Source organism: Acinetobacter haemolyticus CIP 64.3 = MTCC 9819, from assembly GCF_000369065.1.
In the GTDB taxonomy this organism is placed as follows: domain Bacteria; phylum Pseudomonadota; class Gammaproteobacteria; order Pseudomonadales; family Moraxellaceae; genus Acinetobacter; species Acinetobacter haemolyticus.
The window spans coordinates 26,083-48,138 of sequence record NZ_KB849808.1 but is presented as its reverse complement, the minus strand read 5'-3'; the positions used below and the strand labels follow the sequence as shown (position 1 = coordinate 48,138).

General features: G+C 39.3%; 21 protein-coding genes. 12 read left to right on the top strand and 9 right to left on the bottom strand.

The window, feature by feature from the left end:
- Window positions 1-83 precede the first annotated feature (83 nt).
- The 4 genes from grpE to F927_RS17250 all read left to right on the top strand — a co-directional run bounded on the left by grpE (window position 84) and on the right by F927_RS17250 (window position 4,527).
- Entirely contained in the window at window positions 84-629 is a 546-nt protein-coding gene (gene grpE, locus F927_RS13845) for a nucleotide exchange factor GrpE (RefSeq protein ID WP_005086109.1), read from the top strand.
- A gap of 188 nt (window positions 630-817) precedes the next feature.
- Complete coding sequence (dnaK, locus tag F927_RS13840; RefSeq protein WP_005086107.1) at window positions 818-2,761, top strand: molecular chaperone DnaK; 1,944 nt, start codon at window positions 818-820, stop codon at window positions 2,759-2,761.
- A gap of 99 nt (window positions 2,762-2,860) precedes the next feature.
- A complete protein-coding gene (locus F927_RS13835; RefSeq protein WP_026057311.1) occupies window positions 2,861-4,357 on the top strand; it encodes an anti-phage dCTP deaminase in 1,497 nt (498 codons plus the stop codon).
- A 2-nt stretch (window positions 4,358-4,359) separates the two neighbouring features.
- Window positions 4,360-4,527: a hypothetical protein gene (locus F927_RS17250; RefSeq protein WP_005086103.1), complete on the top strand. Its 168-nt coding sequence runs from the start codon at window positions 4,360-4,362 to the stop codon at window positions 4,525-4,527.
- Window positions 4,528-4,560: 33 nt separating this feature from the next.
- Here F927_RS17250 and F927_RS13830 read toward each other — a convergent pair whose 3' ends face one another.
- Window positions 4,561-5,445, bottom strand: a complete 885-nt coding sequence (locus F927_RS13830) for an MBL fold metallo-hydrolase (RefSeq protein WP_005086102.1) — start codon at window positions 5,443-5,445, stop codon at window positions 4,561-4,563.
- 163 nt (window positions 5,446-5,608) lie between these two features.
- On the opposite strand from F927_RS13830, the gene F927_RS13825 reads away from it, so the two are divergent.
- The 4 genes from F927_RS13825 to F927_RS13810 all read left to right on the top strand — a co-directional run bounded on the left by F927_RS13825 (window position 5,609) and on the right by F927_RS13810 (window position 9,518).
- Window positions 5,609-6,520 carry a matrixin family metalloprotease gene (locus F927_RS13825; RefSeq protein ID WP_005086101.1) on the top strand — a complete coding sequence of 304 codons (912 nt, stop codon included), beginning with the start codon at window positions 5,609-5,611 and terminating at the stop codon, window positions 6,518-6,520.
- Between the two features lie 423 nt (window positions 6,521-6,943).
- On the top strand, window positions 6,944-7,858 hold the full coding sequence (locus F927_RS13820; protein WP_005086100.1) for a matrixin family metalloprotease: 915 nt from the start codon (window positions 6,944-6,946) through the stop codon (window positions 7,856-7,858).
- Between the two features lie 370 nt (window positions 7,859-8,228).
- Window positions 8,229-9,032, top strand: coding sequence for a matrixin family metalloprotease (locus F927_RS13815; RefSeq protein ID WP_005086099.1), 804 nt, complete (start codon window positions 8,229-8,231; stop codon window positions 9,030-9,032).
- 102 nt (window positions 9,033-9,134) lie between these two features.
- Window positions 9,135-9,518 carry a hypothetical protein gene (locus F927_RS13810; protein WP_004637339.1) on the top strand — a complete coding sequence of 128 codons (384 nt, stop codon included), beginning with the start codon at window positions 9,135-9,137 and terminating at the stop codon, window positions 9,516-9,518.
- 40 nt (window positions 9,519-9,558) lie between these two features.
- On the opposite strand, the gene F927_RS13805 is transcribed toward F927_RS13810, so the two are convergent.
- Entirely contained in the window at window positions 9,559-10,857 is a 1,299-nt protein-coding gene (locus F927_RS13805) for a lytic murein transglycosylase (RefSeq protein WP_005086097.1), read from the bottom strand.
- A 356-nt stretch (window positions 10,858-11,213) separates the two neighbouring features.
- Between F927_RS13805 and F927_RS13800 the strand changes: the two genes are divergently transcribed.
- Window positions 11,214-12,146 carry an IS5-like element IS17 family transposase gene (locus tag F927_RS13800; protein ID WP_020846310.1) on the top strand — a complete coding sequence of 311 codons (933 nt, stop codon included), beginning with the start codon at window positions 11,214-11,216 and terminating at the stop codon, window positions 12,144-12,146.
- Window positions 12,147-12,437: 291 nt separating this feature from the next.
- Here F927_RS13800 and F927_RS13795 read toward each other — a convergent pair whose 3' ends face one another.
- The 3 genes from F927_RS13795 to F927_RS13785 form a co-directional block, all read right to left on the bottom strand.
- Window positions 12,438-13,559 (bottom strand): 5-(carboxyamino)imidazole ribonucleotide synthase, encoded by a 1,122-nt coding sequence (locus tag F927_RS13795; protein WP_005086096.1) that lies wholly within the window; start codon window positions 13,557-13,559, stop codon window positions 12,438-12,440.
- Window positions 13,560-13,628: 69 nt separating this feature from the next.
- Window positions 13,629-14,141 (bottom strand): 5-(carboxyamino)imidazole ribonucleotide mutase, encoded by a 513-nt coding sequence (gene purE / locus F927_RS13790; protein WP_005086095.1) that lies wholly within the window; start codon window positions 14,139-14,141, stop codon window positions 13,629-13,631.
- Between the two features lie 137 nt (window positions 14,142-14,278).
- Window positions 14,279-14,635, bottom strand: a complete 357-nt coding sequence (locus F927_RS13785) for a DMT family protein (protein ID WP_257787235.1) — start codon at window positions 14,633-14,635, stop codon at window positions 14,279-14,281.
- Between the two features lie 74 nt (window positions 14,636-14,709).
- Here F927_RS13785 and F927_RS13780 point away from each other — a divergent pair, with 74 nt between their 5' ends.
- Window positions 14,710-15,093 carry a hypothetical protein gene (locus tag F927_RS13780; RefSeq protein WP_005086093.1) on the top strand — a complete coding sequence of 128 codons (384 nt, stop codon included), beginning with the start codon at window positions 14,710-14,712 and terminating at the stop codon, window positions 15,091-15,093.
- Between the two features lie 280 nt (window positions 15,094-15,373).
- Window positions 15,374-16,735, top strand: coding sequence for a UDP-N-acetylmuramate:L-alanyl-gamma-D-glutamyl-meso-diaminopimelate ligase (mpl, locus tag F927_RS13775; RefSeq protein ID WP_005086091.1), 1,362 nt, complete (start codon window positions 15,374-15,376; stop codon window positions 16,733-16,735).
- Window positions 16,736-16,980: 245 nt separating this feature from the next.
- On the opposite strand, the gene F927_RS13770 is transcribed toward mpl, so the two are convergent.
- From F927_RS13770 to F927_RS13755, 4 genes are read right to left on the bottom strand one after another with little or no spacing between them, the layout of a single operon-like run.
- A complete protein-coding gene (locus F927_RS13770; protein WP_005086090.1) occupies window positions 16,981-17,724 on the bottom strand; it encodes an SDR family oxidoreductase in 744 nt (247 codons plus the stop codon).
- 19 nt (window positions 17,725-17,743) lie between these two features.
- Window positions 17,744-18,442, bottom strand: coding sequence for a histidine phosphatase family protein (locus F927_RS13765; RefSeq protein ID WP_005086089.1), 699 nt, complete (start codon window positions 18,440-18,442; stop codon window positions 17,744-17,746).
- Window positions 18,439-19,560, bottom strand: coding sequence for a phosphotransferase family protein (locus F927_RS13760; RefSeq protein WP_005086088.1), 1,122 nt, complete (start codon window positions 19,558-19,560; stop codon window positions 18,439-18,441). The genes F927_RS13765 and F927_RS13760 overlap by 4 nt, the downstream gene beginning before the upstream one ends.
- Before the next feature lie 10 nt (window positions 19,561-19,570).
- Window positions 19,571-20,803, bottom strand: a complete 1,233-nt coding sequence (locus F927_RS13755; RefSeq protein ID WP_020846348.1) for an acyl-CoA dehydrogenase family protein — start codon at window positions 20,801-20,803, stop codon at window positions 19,571-19,573.
- Between the two features lie 106 nt (window positions 20,804-20,909).
- Between F927_RS13755 and F927_RS13750 the strand changes: the two genes are divergently transcribed.
- On the top strand, window positions 20,910-21,836 hold the full coding sequence (locus F927_RS13750) for a LysR family transcriptional regulator (RefSeq protein WP_005086085.1): 927 nt from the start codon (window positions 20,910-20,912) through the stop codon (window positions 21,834-21,836).
- The last annotated feature ends 220 nt before the right edge of the window (window positions 21,837-22,056 follow it).

The window sequence follows — 22,056 nt, the reverse complement described above, 5'->3', positions numbered from 1 at the left end:
GTGGCAGTTCAGGTTTAACCCGATGAGCATTCACGCCAAAAGGACTGTACATGTTTGAGAACTTTTTTAAACGGAGATCATCAATGGCTAATGAGCACAATGAGCAAGCTCAAGACATTCAAAATGAGCAACAAGCTGAACAAACTCAAGCTGAAGGTGTAGAGCAAGCTAACGAGCTTAGCGTTGAAGATTTACAAGCGCACATCACCCAACTTGAAGAAAGCTTGAAACTCGAAAAAGCACGTACGGCCAATGCGGTTTACGAGGCACAAAAGAGTGTTGAACGTATTCAACGTGAATCTGAAAAGCACAAAGATACTGTGCTGGAAAAGTTCGCCAAAGAATTATTGGATTCTGTCGATAATCTCGAACGTGCAATTCAAGCCGCTGGCGCAGAAGAAACACCTGTGCTTGAAGGTGTCAAACTAACGTTGAAATCACTCCTCATTACACTTGAAAAATTTGGGGTAGTCGAAGCAGATACACAAAATGGTTTTAATGCGGATCTACACCAAGCTGTAGGTATCGATCCAAATGCCAAAGCAAATGAAATCGGTACAGTGTTACAGAAAGGTTATACCTTAAATGGTCGCCTACTTCGCCCAGCAATGGTGATGGTGGGTCAATAACCCTCTGGAGCAAAGCCTTTATTTGCTCAAAAATGCAAAAAATTGAGAGTTTTTTGATTTTTTTTCACAAAAATGCTTGAAAAAAACCGATTAACTCTCATATCGAATAACAAGAAAATCCCCTTTTGAATCTCCCCTTTATTACTGGAGAAATCGGGGATTCACAAAATTTTAGAGGAACATCCCAAATGGCAAAAATTATTGGTATTGACTTAGGTACTACCAACTCATGTGTTGCTGTACTCGAAGGCGATAAAGTAAAAGTAATCGAAAACGCTGAAGGTGCACGTACCACTCCATCGATCATTGCATATAAAGATGGTGAAATCTTAGTTGGTCAAAGTGCAAAACGTCAGGCTGTAACCAACCCGAAAAACACATTATTCGCAATCAAGCGTTTAATCGGTCGTCGTTACGAAGATCAAGCAGTACAAAAAGATATCGGTCTTGTACCTTACAAAATCATCAAAGCAGACAATGGCGATGCTTGGGTTGAAGTAAACGACAAAAAATTAGCGCCTCAACAGATCTCTGCGGAAATCTTGAAAAAGATGAAGAAAACTGCAGAAGACTATTTAGGTGAAACAGTTACTGAAGCAGTTATTACAGTTCCTGCTTACTTTAACGATGCTCAACGTCAAGCAACTAAAGATGCGGGTAAAATTGCAGGTCTTGATGTTAAACGTATCATTAACGAACCAACTGCTGCGGCACTTGCGTTCGGTATGGACAAAAAAGAAGGCGACCGTAAAGTTGCAGTTTACGACTTAGGTGGTGGTACATTCGACGTATCAATCATTGAAATCGCAGACCTTGATGGCGACCAACAAATCGAAGTGTTATCAACTAATGGTGATACTTTCCTTGGTGGTGAAGACTTTGATAACGCGTTAATTGAATTCTTGGTTGAAGAATTTAAGAAAGAACAAAGTGTGAACTTGAAAAATGATCCACTTGCGTTACAACGTTTGAAAGAAGCTGCTGAAAAAGCAAAAATCGAGCTTTCTTCATCAAATGCAACTGAAATCAACCTTCCATACATCACGGCTGATGCAACTGGTCCTAAACACTTAGTGATCAATGTAACGCGTGCAAAACTTGAAGGTTTAGTTGCTGATTTAGTTGCTCGTACAATCGAACCTTGTAAAATCGCGCTTAAAGATGCTGGTCTTTCGACTTCTGACATCTCTGACGTGATTTTGGTGGGCGGTCAGTCTCGTATGCCAATGGTTCAGCAAAAAGTACAAGAATTCTTCGGTAAAGAGCCACGTAAAGACGTGAACCCTGACGAAGCAGTTGCGATTGGTGCAGCGATTCAAGGTGCGGTATTGTCTGGTGACAAAACTGACGTACTTTTATTAGACGTAACACCGTTAACTTTAGGTATCGAAACAATGGGCGGCGTATTAACTCCGATCATTGAGAAGAACACCACGATTCCTGCGAAGAAATCACAAGTGTTCTCTACTGCTGCTGACAACCAGCCTGCTGTAGATATTTCTGTTTACCAAGGTGAACGTAAAATGGCTCAACAAAACAAATTGTTGGGTAACTTCCAATTAGGCGATATCCCACCTGCTCCACGTGGCGTACCGCAAATTGAAGTATCGTTCGACATCAACGCTGACGGTATCTTAAAAGTATCGGCTAAAGATAAGAGCACTGGTAAAGAGCAATCAATCCAGATCAAAGCAAACTCAGGTTTGTCTGATGCTGAAATCGAAGCAATGATTAAAGATGCTGAAGCGAATGCTGAAGAAGACCGTAAATTTGAAGAGTTAGCGAAAGCACGTAACGAAGCGGATGCTTTAGTATCTAGCTCTAACAAAGCAGTTAAAGATCTAGGTGACAAAGTGACTGAAGATGAAAAAACTGCAATCGCTACTGCGGTTTCTGAGCTTGAAGCAGCAACTAAAGAAAATGATGTTGAAGACATCAAAGCGAAAACTGAAGCTTTACAAAACATCTTGATGCCAATCACTCAACGTGCTTATGAACAAGCACAAGGTGCTGGCGGCGCAGAAGGTTTTGATCCAAATGCATTCCAAGGTGGTGATGCTGGTCAACAACAAAAAGCGGACGATGGCGTTGTAGATGCTGAGTTCACAGAAGTTAAAGATGACAAAAAATAATTTGTCAGATTGAAAAAAACCGCGCTTATGCGCGGTTTTTTATTGATATTTAAGACGAATTATTTAAAATCATATAAACAGTCTAAAAAAAGTAAAACAATGAATTATGAAGATATACTAAATCCAAATAATGATTCTGAATTATTTATTGCATTTGTTGGCGCAATTGGAATTGATTTAGATAATATATATAAAATCTTAGAAAGTCGTTTAAAAGCTTTTAGATACTCTACGGAGCATATTAAAGTATCTAAAGATATTATAGCTGACCTATTCGATCCGCCACCTGATTTTAATAATGAATATGATCGAATTTCATATCTAATGGATCGAGGTAATGATCTTAGAAAAGAATTCAACGGTGCTACTTCACTAGGTATCTCGGCTACAATTTCTAGAAAGAGAGCCTCTAGAGATAAACCAGAAAAAAGAATTGCATACATCATTAATTCATTAAAACATCCAGAAGAAGTACAGATGCTAAGAAAAATCTATTCTCATGGCTTTTTCTTAATTAGTGTATTTTCTAGCGAGGAACGAAGACTTTCATATCTAGAAGAAACCAAACTAATTCCTAATTCTGACGCAATAAAACTAATCCAAAGAGATGCAGATGAAACCATTAAAAATGGCCAACATACTGCTGATACCTTCCATTTATCTGATTTTTTTATAAATGTAGATGGTGATTCAGATAAATTAAATAATGATATTTGGAGAATATTGGACTTAATTTTTGGTAATCCCTACATAACTCCTACATTTGATGAATATGCAATGTATATGGCTTTTTCTGCATCTTTAAGATCAGCAGATTTATCTAGACAAGTAGGTGCCGTTGTTACACAGAACTCAAATATACTTTCTACGGGTGCCAATGATATTCCAAAAGCAGGAGGTGGTTTATATTGGCCCGTCTATAATAATGATAAGAAAAAAGTAGAAGATTTAGAAAATGGGAGAGACTATAAAATAGGGGTAGACTCTAATGTCAAAGAAAAGAAAGAAATTATTTCAGATATACTTACAAACCTACCTATATCCATCACTAACAAGCTAAATCCAGATGAGCTAAATGAGTTAAAAGATCATTTAGCTAAAAGCAAAATAAAAGATATTACCGAATATGGCCGAGTAGTCCATGCCGAAATGGAAGCTTTACTTGCTTGCGCTAGAAACAATATACCGACGCTTAATACAACACTATTCTGCACCACATTTCCTTGTCATAATTGTGCAAAACATATCATAGCTTCTGGTGTTCAAAAAGTTATATATATTGAACCTTATCCGAAAAGTAAGGCAATTAAATTTCATTGTGATTCAATTTCACTAGAAATAGTGCAACAAAATAAAGTGAACTTTGAGGCATTTGTCGGAGTAGGTCCTCGTAGTTTTTTTAATCTTTTTTCTACAAATCTCGGTAGCGGATATGCTATAACAAGAAAAGATAAGGAAGGAGATATTGTAACTTGGAGAATGCAGGATGCTTCTGTTAGAATGCCTCTCCTCGCTGTTTCTTATCTAGAAAGAGAAATCTCCATGGTAACTGATCTTAAAACTCTAATTACAAAAGCAAGAAAAGAAGGAAACTAACTATGTCAGTATTACTAGATTACCTAGATAAAGTAGAAGAAGAAGTAAAAAAATGGCCAGCATGGAAACATGAAAGTCTGAAAAATGCTTTTCAAATTCCAGCAGATAAATTAGCCACGCCGTCTATTCAATATACAAAAAATACCTACCCTTTGGTATGTATAAAATAAACAAAACCGCGCGCAAGCGCGGTTTTTTATGCCTTAAGTTTTTACATATTGATCAAAATACAGTTCACCCAAAATCGGTATAAACAAAGGTACTACTCCACAAGCCTTAATTTCGCCTAAAAACTCAGGGATATTCACATCAGGTAATAACTGGGGTGGTTGATCAATTGGCGTTACCATCGTATCCCAATGGCATGGAATAATATATTTTGGCTTGAGGAGTCTTACGACATCCTGAACATAGTTTGGACGATATTTACGCCCAATGGCACATAAGCAAACAATATCTGCCTGCCTACCCTGCAATTCTTGTTCAATAAAGTCAGCTGAATCAATGTGTACAACGCGAAGATGCCCCGTATTAATCCACCAATTAAATACCTGCCCATGCCGTAGGTGATGAAATTTCGGTGGATACGGTGGCGGTGTGGTCATATCACCTGGTAATGGCACCCGACCAAACAATGCTTTGCCATGAATCGAAGGCAACCCAACAACTTGCCATTTACCACATTCAACAATTTCCCGCCCTTTTGTTTCAAGCATTTGCTGTTCAGACAAACCTGCCGATCGCCCATACATTAAACTCGCTTGAGAACCAATTAATCGTGCCCCTGTTTGTTTACATACTTCAGGCGCATCCAAAATATGATCATAATGGGCATGTCCTATCAGTACATCATCTGCGTGAGGAATATATTGCTGAACCAATATTGGATCGCTGAGCAAAGGTTGAGTCAGTGTATGCCATAGAGTGGGACGACTAATAAAAGGATCAAGTACGACTGTACGATTTCGATCCGAAAGGATAAAACCCGCTGTACCTAAATATTTAATGGTTAAATTCTCAGTATTTGCTAAGGCCGGTGACGTCGCAGACCATGCTATGTCAGGAGTTTTGAGTAAATATTTCAGCATTTTTATTCCTTAATCTTTTTATTTATCTATCTTATATAAGGCATTAAAACAAAATCTGCCGTTTAATCATATCATTTCCCGATACTCGCTATTTTTGTTATAGTCTGATCTGCAAGCACGATTAATAAACTCAATTGAGCGCCGTATTTCAGAAGAAACTAAAATGATTCGTCTGTTGATTTTTTCAGGATTACTCTTCCTTATCTTATGGTCTGGTTATCAAAGCCATCAGCACCCGCAGCTTAAATTTAATTCTCTGCTTGATCGCATAACACATCCTTTTGATACGCGTCTTCGTTATCGTATCGCTGAAGTTGATCCTCGTTTTAAACTTAGCCTAGAACAAGTACAAGAAATCAGCCATCAAGCAGCTCAAATTTGGAAAGATGGAACAGGTAAAGATTACTTTGTATATGATCCAAATGCGCAACTGGCCATTCATTTAATTTATGATCAACGACAAATTGAAAGCGAACAACGACGTGCCCATTTAAGCCAATTAGAATTTAATCAACAACAGTGGCGTGATAAAAAACAGCAATTGGATCATATTGAACAAGAACTAGTTGAGACGAAACAATCTTTAAGCTTAAAACGTCAACAACTAGATCAGCAAATCCAACAATATAATCAAGAGAAAAAAAATGCACATCTCAACCCAATGACTGGTGCCTATCAACAACATCTACAGCAAAAACAACAAAACTTACAATACAACGTCGATGCATTAAAACAAGAAACCACCAACTTTAATCAAAAAATCAATAACTTAAATCAAAAAGTAGATGAACTAAATGCGCTTGACCAGCAATTACATGATGTTGTGAAAGAATATAAACAACGCTTTCAGCCTCATTTATTTCATAAAGGTTTATTTAATGGTAAGCAAATTATTATCTATGAATTTGAGTCCAAAGATGATTTACGTTTAACGCTAGCCCATGAATTCGGTCATGCTTTAGGATTACAGCATACTGATGATCCCAAAGCATTGATGCATCCGATTTTGAAAGAACAGAACTTTACTGACTTTCACCTAACCCAGACAGATCGTGATCTATTGATGGCTCGGTAGACAGCATAAAATCTCGGACTTAACACTGTCGTAAAACTTCAGCTGCTTTTGAAGCATTAATATAAGCAAATAAGTAACTCACAGCTAAAACAGCCAGCGACCTTTAATGTCATAAATCAACAATTTTGCAGTTAAAAGGCAAAATATTTTCAGTTTATAATTTTTTTTACAAAAGATAACAAATGAGCATTTTTTAGCTACTTTGCGCTTAAAATTCTGCTCTTTAACATTAATGGACTGATATTTATAAATTTATGTGCAAATAGAAAGCCAAATTCTTGATTTTATATTTTGCCTATTATTCGATCAATTATTATATTTACTCAAATAAAATCACATTTTTTGTTTTATTTATTAATTAGATAGCTTTTTGACCTATTTACAAAATTATCCAAAAATAAGTTTTATTTGGGGATAAAGGTCATGCGAAATTTAACTGCCGCATTGAATATCATTGCATGTTTATGCATGGGGATTCCGCACCTTAGCCATGCCCAAAATACGTCACATAGCACCCATAAACATGACCATAAAGCTATTCAAACGCCCATATTTTATCGTATCGCAGAGGTTGATCCCCGCTTTAATTTGAGCATGCAGCAAGTGATTCAACTTACCCAACAAGCTGCGGATATTTGGCACCAAGAAACAGGTAAACAGCATTTTATTTATGACCCTGAAGCGAGTTTCAGCATTCATTTGATTTATGATGAGCGACAACAACAAAGTAGTCATCGTCTGCAAAGCCTCGATCAAATTCATCAACAGCAGCAACGATGGGAGCATCAAAATCAACAGTTGCAACAAGCTAGAGCAGAGCTTGAAAAAAATAATGCATTGCTGGCCATCAAACAGAATCAACTACAAGCCCAATTTCAGCAATATAATGCAGATGTAAAACACTTCAACCAACAGCGCTCTTCATCTAAATCCTTAGCCGATCAATTGGCACAACGTCAGCAAGCATTACATCAACAGTCCAAAGCTTTACAACAAGAGGTGAATCTACACAATCTAAAAGCTCAACAACTCAACCAAGAAATCAAAAAATTAAATGATAATAATCAGCTACTTGTATCATCAGCACAGCGATTCAATCAGGTATTCAAACCGCGTCTATTCCATAAAGGAAATTTTAATGGCAAACAAATCACGATTTACGAGTTTAGTTCAACCGATGATCTCCGTTTAACATTGGCACATGAATTTGGGCATGCCTTAGGCTTGCCACATACCGATGATCCGACTTCACTCATGTATCCTGTCATTCAACAACAGAATTTACAACGCTTTGCACTAACACAAAGTGATAAAGCCCTAGTTAAAGCCATGTACTAATCTCAAATAAACCGTAAAGTTACAGTTGTTTTTGATTATTTTTTGAGCAAACAGTTTTTTATATTAAATGAAATAGGAAATAATTTTTAGAAATTGACTGGCATAGCACGATCTAAAATTTTAACGATTTTATCCCTATTTAAATCTCAGATCATAAAAAATAAATCTCTGTTATCGTGCTATTTTTGATTAATCTATCACCAAAATTGACTATAAATTATATTTAATAGATTAATTTTTATACATTTGTATCTTTATTTATTTTCAATGATTTTTTATTAAATCAATCAATTTAAATACCTTTCCCCAAATTGACTAATCATGAAAGCTGATTAAAATACATCCTTTTTCTTGTTTTATTTCTCCTGTTATGCGTTTGCTCCCTCTCCTATTGGCAACATGTATGTTCATGTTTGGCCATACAGCCTCTTTTGCTCAAATTTCCTCGGTACAGAATTCTACGCCCATAAAATATGGTACTGGTCATCCACTCCGTTATCGTATTGCTGATTTTGATCCTCGCTTGAATATCACGCAACAGCAAATGATTGAAATCAGCAAACAAGCAGCCGCGATTTGGGAAAAAGATACGGGTCAAAACTATTTCGTTTATGATCCAAATGCTGAATTTTCGATTCATTTGGTGATGGATCAACGCCAGATTCGCAGCATGAAACGTTCGGAAAATTTACATCAACTGGAACAGCAACAACAGATTTGGTTAAATGAAAACCAACAACTACAAGAACTTAAAAGACAAATTGCTATTTCGACGGCACATCTTGAATCACTAAAACATGAACATCAAATAGAAACGCCAATCTATCAACAAAGCGTAGAACAACATCAACGACTCACCCAACAGTTTGATCTGCAAACTCAAAAGTCGAAACAACTTTATCAGCAACTGACGCAAGCCATCGAGCAATTCAATCAAACGTTTGCCCCACAAGTTTTACACAAGGGACAGTTTCAAGGAAAACAAATCTTTATTTATGAGTTTTCTTCAATTGATGACCTACGCCTCACCTTGGCACATGAATTCGGACATGCTTTAGGTCTGAAACATACTCAAGATCCACAATCTTTGATGTATCCGAGAATCAAAGTACAAGATGCAAAAGACTTTAGGTTAACTGACACAGATTTAGCGCTATTAGGCTTGTCTCACTGAAGATAAATCGATTAAGCTGATGTTTTTATGAGATAACAAGAATGGGTCGATTGTTTTGATTTATTCATGTTATTGTGGTGTGAAAGCATCATTTTAATCTAAATGGAGATCAGCATGAGTTATTATCATATCCTCATTGAAGTGAACGACCACATCAGTACGATTGAGCAGACTCGTGATATCGAAATCCTAAATATTGAAGATATTAGCCCCTTTCTTCATTCGATTTTGATTCCTTATTTCAACGAACAAATTGTTGAATTAGAAGATGAAAATGTGCCTTATGACGAGATTTTACATTTGGAAGTGAAACAAACCTTGCTTCCAATTGAACATTTAATCGAAGAAGAACAAAAACAACTGCCAAGTGATACTGATGTCACAATTACGGCTTATGAAATTTTTAATGATCGGGATCTAAGCCAAGATGTTACGGCGGTTATTTTTGATATTTTAGAAGCCGTCAAATTAGACGCTGCGCCATAAAAAAAGGTCTGCACTTGGCAGACCTTTTCACATGATTAGCTTATTGCATCATTTTACGCGCTTGCTCTTGGCGGAAAGCACGTAAAATTTGCTGCCCTGCGCGTCCTGTTGGATTTAATCCCAAACGAGTTTGCTCTTGACGAATGGCTTGGCGACTTTTATCACCAATCAAACCATCCACTGCACCAATGTCATGACCACGCTGAATCAAAAATTGTTGAATTTCACGGCGTTCTGCTCTTGATGTTCCCGCATCATCTGTAGGCCATGCCGTTAAAAATGGTGTTCCACCACGCAGACGATCAGACAAATGTGCGATTGCCAAACCATAGCTTTCAGCAGCGTTATAGCTATATATCGCATCAAAATTTCTAAACACTAAAAATAAAGGACCATTCGCACCTGCAGGTGAAATCAAACCTGCTTGAGTACTGCCTGTCAAATTGCCTTGGATCAAAGCTGTTCCATCTGCACGTGTTACACCCTGTGCGATCCAATTATTAAGTGATTTTTTATTGCGGCGACTTTCGCCAGAAATTGACATACCTTGTGGAATTTTCACTTCAAAACCCCAAGGCATACCTGTTTGCCATCCAGCACGTTTTAAAAAGTTTGCTGTCGAAGCCAAAGCATCTGGGATACTCGATACGAGATCACGGCGACCATCACCGTCAAAATCTACGGCTAAACGTTCATAAGTAGATGGCATAAATTGCGTGTGACCAAATGCTCCTGCCCAAGAACCATAAAGTTGATCTTGAGTCACATCACCTCGTTGCAAAATACGCATAGTGGCAAAAAATTCACCACGGAAATAACTTTGACGACGACCTTCACAGCTCAATGTACCTAATGCCTGTAATAAAGGATATCGACCAGAAATATCACCATAATTACTTTCGACACCCCAAACTGCAACCACCGTTTCAGCAGGCACGCCGTAAGCTTGTTCTACACGTCTAAGCACATCACGATGTTGCGCAAGTTTTTGTTGTCCTGCTTGTACACGCTCATTATCAACCAAGCCTGATAAATAATCCCAAATCGGTGTAGAAAACTCTGGCTGATAATTCAGACGATCAATCACTGAATAATCCGCACTTAGATTTTGGGTATAACGATCAAAACTTGCAGCCGAAACACCAGATGCAATTGCTTGAGATCGTAAACCGGCTATACAGCTTTGAAAATCACGTGTTGGACTAAATGTACTGGTATTGCTTACTGCAGGCGTCGTCGTCGTGGTTGAAACTTTTGCGCCATTGATAATCAACTCAGCATGAGCGTTATAAGATAAGGTCAATAAGGCAGTGCCTAGAAAAAGAGGAAAACGGTGCATGATGTCTAAACCATATTTTTGAATTTAAATTTCAGGATTAACATAACACGATCATTGACGTTACAACGTTTGAAATCGTAATTTTTGAATTCAAAATTGAGTTTTAAATTTAAAACATAAGATTTAAATTCAAAAGCATCATTTCTTTTAAATTTAAAAATAGATAACTCCTATGTTTTGAATTCAAAAATAGCAATCACTTATAAATTCATTTCACACCATACATTTATAAAAAATAAAGAAATAAACTTAAACTCTATTGTTTCAGATCAAATAGATACCCACAAACCACAACTTTAAATGGCTTTGTTGCACAAACCTATCTGTAAAAGCTTTTTCAGCGATATAATTTTCAAATGAAGAAGCCTACACACAAAATCTACCGCACAACCAATTGGCCCGCATATAACCGAGCACTCATGAGTCGCGGAAATATTGCCATTTGGTTTGATCCTGCTACGCAATGGTATGCTCCATCAAAAGGCAAACAAGGGCGAAATCAAACCTACTCCGACGCAGCTATCCAATGCTGCTTAATGATTAAATCCTTATTCCGTCTATCTTTACGTATGGTCACTGGCTTTGTGCAAAGTCTGATTAAACTTTGTGGATTAAATTGGACCGCACCAGATTACAGTACGCTTTGTAGAAGACAAAAGCATATTGATATTGCAATCAGCTACCAAAAAAGTAGCGATGGGCTGCATCTACTCATAGACTCTACAGGCATGAAGTTTCTAGGTGAGGGCGAATGGAAACGCAAGAAACATGGACCTGAATATCGTCGCCAATGGCGTAAACTACATATTGGTATAGATGCTGAAACCCTTCAAATACGCGCTATTCAACTCACTACAAATAATGTCAGTGATTCACAAGTGCTTGGTGATTTACTCGATCAGATTCCACAAGATGAGCAGATTGACTCTGTTTATACCGATGGAGCTTATGACACCAAGCAATGCCGTCAGGTCATTGCAGATCGGCAAGCGCATGCGGTGATTCCACCTAGAAAAAATGCGAAACCATGGAAAGATACAAAGATCAGCTCGCTAGAACGAAATGAATTACTTCGAACAGTTAAACGTTTAGGCAGGAGACTATGGAAAAAATGGTCAGGCTATCATCGACGAAGTTTGGTGGAAACCAAGATGCATTGCATTAAATTATTAGGCGATAAATTAATGGCAAGAAGCTTTCCTAGTCAGGTGAATGAAATTCATGCACGTGTAGCAGTCCTCAACAGGTTTACGGAATTAGGTCGACCACTTACCCAAGTTACGCCTTAAATTTGGCTCAATTAGGGGCGCTTTGCATTTCAAATCTTTGTGCAACAAAACCACTTTAAATTCAAAACTCAACCTCCTTCAAACTTTTAAATTTAAAACGCTTTGATTTTTTGAATTTAAAATAACACACACCCAAATCAAAGTTTTAAATTCAAAATAAAGAGACAATATTTAAATTCAAAGTTTAAAGAAAAGTTATCCACAACCTCTTTTTACTATATCTTTTATTTTATGAATTTAAAGTGATAAAAAAAGCGATCCGAAGATCGCTTTTGATGTTCTGTGGATAAGTTAGATGGTCATCTCATCTGTTAATGCCAATGGCACAGGTAAAATTTGAGCAAGTTGACGACACAATGACGTTAACTCATCACGATTATTCGGCATCAATGTAATATGCCCTAACTTACGACCTTCACGTTCAGATTTATTATATAGATGCAAATGTGCACCTTTGAGTGCTAAAACATCCTCCGATTTTGGATGTTGCCCAATAATATTTACCATGACTGTCGGACGCACCACATCAGTTGCACCGAGTGGCAAGCCTGCAACTGCACGAATATGGTTTTCAAATTGCGAGCAAATTGCACCTTCAATCGACCAGTGACCAGAGTTGTGGACACGACATGCCATTTCATTGGCATATAAACCTTGTTCTGTCACAAACAATTCAAGCGTCAATACACCTACATAATTGAGATGATTCAACAAACGTGTGATGTAGTCTTGTGCAACAGGTTGTAAATCGGTGCTATTTGGCGCAGGAACAATCGAGTGCGACAAAATACCATTGTGATGGTGGTTTTCTGCCAATGCCCATGTTTTGACATCACCATCTTGACCACGTACCGCAATAATGGATACTTCACGACTGAATTTCACAAAACTTTCAGCGATTAAGCTTTTCGCAGGTCCAAGCTCAGCCCAAGCGGTATCAATCTGATCTTCTGAACGTAGAACAAATTGACCTTTACCATCGTAGCCACCAGTTACGGTTTTTAAAACGATTGGCAAACCTAGATCAGTTACTGCTTGTTTTAAGCTGTCTAAGCTATCTACTGCACGATACGGCGCAACAGGAATACCTAATTCATCAAATAAGGATTTTTCAGCCAAACGATTCTGCGCTGTTGCTAAAGCAAGGCGAGGAGGGTGTAAAGTTTTGGTTTGTGTCAAGACGTCCACATCCGCAACAGGCGTATTTTCAAATTCAAGGCTAAATACATCTGCACTGGCAATAAAATCCTGCAAGGCATGCTCATTTTTACTTGAAAAGACTGGACCTAAAATCGCCGCTGGGCAATCCGTTTCTGCTTCAAAAAAGCTACATTGAATATTCAGTGGCAGAGCTGCTTGCGCCATCATGCGTCCAAGTTGTCCGCCACCAAAAATACCGATGGTTTTATTCATTTATATGACTCTACTTGCTCAGACAAAGTCTTCGCCTTGCATTCGGGCAAAGCGTTGCTTTGCTTATCCTCATTCATGACCAGGGATATTTTTGCTCGACACTTTCTCAGTTTGCGCAGTACGGAAATCCGCAACATTTTTTGCGATCTCAGGACGTGTTAAACCCAGAATTTGCGCTGCCATGATGGCTGCATTGGTTGCACCCGCTTGACCAATCGCCAATGTACCTACTGCAATACCTGCAGGCATTTGTACAATCGAAAGTAATGAATCTACACCATTTAAAATCGAAGATTTAACAGGTACACCCAGCACAGGCAAATCAGTTTTTGCTGCACACATTCCTGGTAAATGTGCCGCACCACCAGCACCTGCAATAATCACTTGGATACCACGATCACGTGCTGTTTCAGCATATTCAAATAAACGATCTGGTGTACGGTGCGCAGAAACCACTTCAGCTTCAAAAGGCACACCCAATTGTTTGAGCATGTTAGCGGTATGTTCAAGTGTTGCCCAATCTGATTGAGAACCCATGATAATCCCGACTAAAGGTTGGCTATCTGTTGCGACCGCATTCATTGGCTTTTCCAAAACTTGATAAAAAAAGAGGGCAGTGTCTCGACTTACGCCAAACACAAAGGAATAAATTGGCAGATATTATAGCGGTTTTTTCAAGCATCCCCAACTACAGAACGCTTGAACTGATCGCAGAAAAATTAGCTGTGATTGCGGAAAACAAAATAGACGCAGCCCAATAAACAGAGCATCGCCCAAACATAATCTAACTTAAAAGGCTGTTTAAACATAAATAGTAAAAATGGGACAAACACCAGCAAGGTCACCACTTCCTGAGTAATTTTCATTTGCCCCAGACCCCAGCCATGTTGACTCAATAGTTTGGTCGCTGGAATCATAAAACTGTATTCGAGTAGGGCAATACACCAACTCAATAAAATTGCTTGCCAAATCGGAGCATCATGTAAATATTTCAAATGACCATACCATGCCAAGGTCATAAAACAATTGGAAATAACCAATAAACACAGCGCTAAAAGAGTAGGGCTCAATTGTATTTACTCTAAAAATTTTGCAATAATTTTATATTAAAATCAGTTTTTGGATAGAGTTTGAAAAAATTAAGAATGCTATGAAACAATTATTTTTAACGACTATTTTGTGCTTCTCAATCAGTATAAGTCATTCAGTAGAATTAGATCTCGACAATCAAAATGAGGCGCTATCAGATTTAGCAGACATGTTTTATAGTGAAAAAAATGACCCTGTATATCAGTTTGAGACTTTAAACCCTAAAAAACTAGACTATTCTATTGAAAGCTTAAAACTGATTGATACTTATTTATCTGATTTAAGAAAGACCAATTTAGATCAAACCTCAGATGATCAAAGATTTAAGACGATTTTACGCACAGGAGCTTATGTCGGGGAAGTAATAAGAAAAAATGATAAAAATAGAAAGTGGTATTGGGTCGACTATGAGACAGCAAAAGAAATAAATCCTGATTTTTTTTAAAGAAAAAGCCCATTCAATTGAACTTGCCGCTGTACTTACGGATGGTGAAAGTTTTATATTCCCATTGAATAAAGTTGTTAAATTTATGCAAAACGGTGAAGAGGATAGTGTCTATTTTTTTGCAACGGTAACGCTGAAATCTTAACATTTCTGGCTTTAATTTTAAGTAAACAACAACGAATTTTGACTATCTTTTCCATAACAGCCTTGCTATCTTTTCAAGCAAATTTTTAATTGCATTACACACGTTTATTACGTGATTGAATAAGAGAGAAGCACGATGCATCTGCATATTTTGGGTATTTGTGGCACTTTTATGGGGTCTTTGGCTCTATTAGCACGAGATTTAGGACATAAAGTCACAGGTTCAGATGCCAATGTTTATCCACCGATGTCGACGCAACTCGAAAATGCAGGTATTGAGTTGATGCAAGGCTATGACCGTAGCCATTTACAACCACATCCTGATCTTGTCATCGTTGGCAACGCCATGAAACGTGGCATTGATGCGATTGAATATATGCTGAATGAAGGTCTTCCTTATATTTCTGGTCCACAATTCTTAGCTGATCATGTATTACAAGGCAAACATGTATTAGGTGTTGCAGGTACACATGGTAAAACCACTACTACGACTATGCTGGCTTGGGTATTGGATCAAGCAGGTTTAAACCCTGGCTTCTTGATCGGTGGCGTACCACTTGGTTTTAGCGAAAGCGCACGTTTAGGTGGTGGCAAATATTTCTGTGTGGAAGCTGATGAATATGATTCTGCTTTCTTCGATAAGCGTTCTAAGTTCGTCCATTACCATCCAAAGACCGCGATTTTAAATAATCTTGAATTTGATCATGCCGACATTTTTGATGACCTTGCTGCGATTCAAAAACAGTTCCATCATTTAGTGCGTACCATTCCAAGTGAAGGTCGTATTATTGCTCCAATTACTGAGACCAATATTGATGAAGTCTTAGAACAAGGCTGCTGGACACCTGTGGTTCGTACCAGTCTTGAGCCAAATGACCAAGCCGCTTTATCTGCTGAACTGATCAGTGCCGATGGCAGCCATTTTAAAGTTCTTGAAAATGGCAAAGTGATCGGGGAAGTGAAATGGAGCATGACTGGACAGCATAGCGTTGCCAATGCTTTGGCAACCATTGCTGCTGCACAACATGTCGGTGTCAGCATTGAACAAGCCTGTGAAGCATTATCTAACTTCGGTGGTGTGAAACGCCGTATGGAGCTTTTAGGTACAGTCCGTGGCATCGAAGTCTATGATGACTTCGCCCATCATCCAACGGCGATTGAAACGACTTTGGATGGTGCACGTAAACGTTTAGGCGAACGTAAATTATGGGCAATCATTGAACCACGCTCAAATACCATGCGTATGGGCAGCCATAAAGATGGTTTGGCACATTCTGCGCGTTTGGCCGATGAAGTGATTTGGTATCAACCAGAAGGTTTAGATTGGGATTTACAACCTGTGATTGCAGCTTCATCAAACAAAGCTGAAGTGAGTCGTTCTTTGGATGAGATCATTGCCCGTGTGGTCAATGAAGCAGGTGAGGGCGATGCAGTGGTGATCATGTCCAATGGTGGTTTTGGTGGTTTACACCAAAAATTGATTACGGCTTTGTCGTAATTTAGCCAATAGCCTATTTTAATCATCTAATTTTGTCACGGTATTCACTATCGTGAAAGGCGGCATGGATGCCGCCCGTTGGACTGTGGTATAGGGATATACCATCAGTCCAACAAAGGATTTTTGTTACTTTTCATCCCTGAAAAGTAAGGAAACGCCTATATCCAAACAGGTCAATGATTCAGCCTATATGAGGCTATCAAACTTTCCAAATAGAGATATCTCCGATCTATTTTGAATAGTAATTAACTCAATTTATTCACCAATTTTAACGGCAAAATCTTCATTGCTATGCCCATTGGCAACCACGGCCACTGCGGTACATATGCCTTCACAGGCTCTTTCTCAATCGCTTTCACCAACGCTTGACTACCCGTTTTCTCATCCACTTCAAATGGCAACTTCTTCGCACCCTCATTCAATTCAGTGCGAATATAACCAGGGAAAATCGTCGAGACCTTAATTGGCGTATCCAACAACTCCGCTCGAATCCCCTCAGCCAAATGTGCCACTGCTGCTTTACTCGCTGCATAAGTTGATAAATGCTTCGGTAAGCCCCGCATCGCACTCATCGAAGAAATCACCACCAAATGCCCTTTATTTTGCGCCCTAAAAATTTCTACTGCTGCTTCACATTGCGCTAATGCTGAAATGAAATTGGTTTCTGCCGTGGCACGGTTCACCTCAAAATGCCCTTTTCCAATACGGCGACCTTCGCCCACACCTGCATTGACAATAATTCGATCAATACAGCCAAACTCTTGCTGAAAAGCTTTAAAAACCGTAAAGACATCATTGTAATGAGTCACATCAAGGGTTTTGATTTTGACCTGAATTGCAAACTGGCTTTGCAATTCTTGTTGTAAGGCTTCCAAACGTTCTAAACGACGTGCACACAGTGCTAGATTGTAGCCTTTCGCCGCAAATTCGCGTGCCATCCCAGCGCCTAAACCTGAACTTGCACCTGTAATTAAAATCGTCTTTGTCATTTCCTTCACCTATTCTTATTTAAATCCATGTTAAAAGTTCTGCATCGTGTGCTTTTAAATAATGATGCTCATTAAAACTCAGTAACTGTAAACGTCCATCAGTCCAACGTAGCGTGGTGATACTGGCATTGGCGATTGACCAATTCAGGGCAAAAATCTGTTTGGCATCCAAGCCTAATACCTTGCCAACCGCTACAGAAATCACACCACCCGAACTAAACACCACCGCCTGACGTTGTTGTGTAACATCAATGTGCTGACATAACGTCTGTAAGGCACCTTCAACACGTGATTGAAAGCCTAACCATGTTTCATGGTATTCGTGGTCATACTGTTCTCCAATCCAACGATCTATCGCACCATCAAAGATATTGGCCAGATAAGCGCGTGGATTCGCTACTTGAGCAATATCCTGCTTTAATAATTCAGGTTGTTTAAAGCGCGCATCGTATTTGGCAAACACTTGTTGATGGTCAAACTCATTCCAAGCTGACTCGGTTTGAATTGGTGCATCATCAAAACTTTGAGCCAAGGCCAATTGTGCTGTTTGTTGATGGCGTTGCATTGACCCAGCCACCACTAAGGGTGAAGTTTTCAAAGTTTTATTCAGAAATTCACCCGCCGCTTGTGCTTGTTGCTCACCTTTTGCAGAGAGTAGGTCATAACTGGCCGCCCCAAAAGACGCCTGCCCATGTCGCACCAAATAAATTGTGCTCATCCTTTTAAAATATCCTTTAGCTTTGCGCCATATTTGGGAATTAACTGCTGTGCTTCAGCATTGTTCAGTGCAATTAATTTGAGTGCCCGAATATGTAAGGCATGAATCATGATCCAAAAATCCTTAAAGGCTGGGTTATCCGTTTGTTGATGGTAATAGCGATAATAGATCTGCTGGGCAATCACGGCTAAACGGAACAAACCGAACACTTCATAAAAGGCCCAATTGTCAGGTTTCAGCCCAGTTTTCTCTAAGTAGTAGTCCACGACTTGTTGACGTGTCAGCATGCCTTTTAGATTGGTTGGTTGACGGCGGCTAGATTTCATCAAAGCATCGTCATCTTCTTGAATCCAATAGGCGAGGGCGCTACCCAAATCCATCAGTGGATCACCCAATGTCGCCATTTCCCAGTCAAGTACGCCAATCACTGTAGTTGGTTGTTGTGGATCTAAAATCACATTGTCAAAACGCCAATCATTGTGAATTACGCAGGTCTTCGTATCCGTTGGAATATGTTGCTTTAGCCATTCCCGCACAAAGCTAAAATCAGGTACATTCGGTGTAAGCGCCTTGCTATAACGGCCATCCCAACCTTCCACTTGACGACGACAATAGCCTTCACCTTTGCCCAGTTTTTCAAGTTCTGTGCCTTGATACGGCACTTGATGCAGTTCGATCAACTTATCGAGTACATTTAAACAAAGTTGCCGAACTTGTTGCTCATCGAGTTGTAATTCTTTGGGTAGATTAGCTCTTGGAATGATGCCCTCAATCCGCTGCATCACATAGAAATCACAGCCAATCACACTGTCATCCTGACACAATGCAACCATTTCAGGCAGGACAGGGTAGAACGGTGCAAGATGCTTCTGCACATTGTATTCACGCGCCATATCATGTGCTGACTTAGCTTTAGTTCCCTTTGGCGGACGACGTAAAATTAAATCGGTATTTTCATATTGAATACGATACGTCCAATTTGATGCTCCCCCTGAATATTGGGTCACTTGTGCTTGACCTTCGAGCACGATACCTTGTTTTTTTAACCATGTTTCAACAGCGGAAATATCGAGTTCTTCGCCATGACGAACCTGACCACCCACATCAATTACTGTCATTTTTATATCCTTATCCGCGACCATAACCACGTTTTTTCAATTCTAATTTAGCAATCATGCCCTTATGCACTTCATCAGGTCCATCGGCTAAACGTAAACTTCGTGCCTGATTGAAAAATGCAGTCAATGGCGTATCACGAGATACTCCTTCACCACCATGAATTTGAATCGCCATATCGACTACGTTCTGCAATACGGTTGGTGCGACGACCTTGATTGCAGAAATTTCAGTGAGGGCTGCCATATTGCCTAAGGTATCCATCTTATAAGCGGCATAAAGGGTTAATAAACGGGCTTGATCAATTTGCACACGTGCTTCAGCAACACGTTCTAAATTTCCACCGAGTTTAAGAATTTCTTTACCAAAGGCTTTACGCGACATGCCACGATCAATCATCAACTCTAGGGCTTTTTCCGCTGCGCCGATACAACGCATACAGTGGTGAATCCGCCCCGGCCCTAAACGTCCTTGAGCAATCTCAAAGCCTTGTCCAGCACCACCAATGAAGTTGCTGACAGGGACACGCACATTGTCAAAACTGACCTGCCCATGACCATGCGGCGCATCATAATCGCCAAAGACAGGCAACATCCGTTCAATAGTCACACCTTGGGTATCAATCGGCACCAGAACCATCGAATGCTGATGGTGACGGTCTTTGCTTGAATCAGGGGTATATGCCATAAAAATGATCACTTTAGCATTCGGATCACCCAAGCCAGATGACCACCATTTACGCCCATTCAGAACAATTTCATCGCCATCAATCACCGCCGTGGCTTGCATATTGGTCGCATCGCTCGACGCAACCGCAGGTTCAGTCATGCAGAATACAGAACGTATTTCCCCAGCAAGTAAGGGCTGCAACCATTGTTGCTTTTGTAGCTCACTACCATAGCGCCATAGCAGCTCCATATTGCCACTATCAGGTGCATTACAGTTAAATACCGTTGGTGCAAGGAGGCTACGTCCTGTCAACTCAGCAATATGCGCATATTCTTGAACCGATAAACCTGCACCGAGTTCCGCATCTGGCAAGAACATATTCCACAAGCCTGCTGCTTTGGCCTTGCTTTTTAATTGTTCGAGTTGGGCTGGCCATTGCCATTTGGTCCAGTCGCCATCGACATTGAGATGATGGACCTCATCCCAAAAGGCTTTTTCAATCGGTTCTATTTCTTGTTGAATAAAGGTTTGCGTTCGTGCAATAAAATCCTGTGCGCGTTCAGATAATGTAAACATCATCATTTCCCTCAAGGTAAATATTTAGCAAAATTGGATTCGCTGCTTTACATCACCTTAAGCGAAAACTTATTATGAATGAAATGATTTTATTTTATTTAAAACTATGAACCAGATTCATAATACAAATCCGCTCGAAGTCGGGCAATTCCACCGAATCGATATTAATTTATACCCACTTTTTATTGCGATCTTTGAACAAAAAAGCATTTCTAAAGCGGCTCAATTACTCTGTATTAGCCAATCTGCCGTTAGTCATGCCTTACAACGTTTACGTACACAGTTAAATGACGAATTATTTGTACGAAGTGGACAAAAGATGCTTCCAACGCCTTATGCAGAGCAAATTTATCATCCAATCCAAGAGGCGTTATTGACGATTCAACAGATTGCTGTGCCACAGCAAGAGTTTGTTCCGAGCATGTTGCAAAGCATTAAGATTGCGATTCACGATGAAATTGAGCCGATTATTTTTCCTCGACTGGTACATCACTTTGCACAGTTAAATCTCGATATTCAGTTTTTAAGTTCCAAATTGGACCGAAAAAAAATGCTGGCAGACTTATCTGCCCAACAGATCGATTTTGTGATTGATCTAGTACAACCTCATCAAGCACATCTACAGTTTGAACAACTCATCCAAGATCATTTTGTGGTGTGTACCCAACAAAGTAAAATGGATCTAGCAACCTACTTATCCTCTCCACATATTGGGGTATCTTCTCGTCGCACTGGGGTTTTATTGGAAGATATTTATTTGAATCGCCAACAATTATCTCGACAAGTTTTTCTGCGTTGCCAGCATTACGCAACAGCACTACAAGTCTTGGCACAATACCCCAATGCGATATTAACCATTCCACAAAGTATTCTGAATCATCTGCATTATGCGGAAACATTACAGATTCATGCCTTACCTATCGAATTACCAAAAATCACGATGGGGATGTATTGGCATGACCACGTCAAACAAAACCCTCGCCATCAATTTTTACGGCATGAAATTCTAAACATTTTTAATGCGAAACCATGAAGCATCCATTTGCAGATTTACTCAAATTATGTAATGCTACGCGCAGATTTGGATGGCATCATCCATACCGTATTTGTTGACAAGGGGAGTAGCCTCCTCCAAACCTGAGTGTTGAAATTAAAACTCAGGTGTCAGAGCTCCGTCATTACACTTTGCAAAAAGTCGGACTCTGAGCATCATCTCTCATGGTGATGTAGGCAAGACCTTGATCATGTTGAAA